This window comes from Salifodinibacter halophilus (assembly GCA_012999515.1).
GTDB classification, from domain to species: Bacteria; Pseudomonadota; Gammaproteobacteria; order Nevskiales; family Salinisphaeraceae; genus Salifodinibacter; species Salifodinibacter halophilus.
Genome location: JABEEB010000489.1, coordinates 1 through 250, shown reverse-complemented (window position 1 = coordinate 250; position 250 = coordinate 1). Strand labels below are relative to the sequence as shown.

The window sequence follows — 250 nt, the reverse complement described above, 5'->3', positions numbered from 1 at the left end:
CCGGCCTTCGCCGGCGAGCACGTTGAAGGTGCGCGCGGCGGCGGCGTTGGTCATCGATTCCAGCCCGATCTTGCGCGCCAGGCTGGCGGCCAGGGTCGCCGCCGGCGGGAACGCCTGGGTGCCGCCGCAGCCGAGCACGATCAGCTCCGGCTGCAGGGCGAACAGCGGTTCCAGGTCTTCGATGCGCAGCACGCGCACATCGCTCACCGCCCAGTCCTCGATCAGCGCGTTCGGCGCCAGGATGAAGCTG

General features: G+C 71.6%; 1 protein-coding gene. It reads right to left on the bottom strand.

The window, feature by feature from the left end; translation table 11 throughout:
* Nucleotides 1-250, bottom strand: a 250-nt coding sequence (locus HKX41_12570) for a hypothetical protein (protein ID NNC24969.1), incomplete at both ends; no start/stop codon positions are given.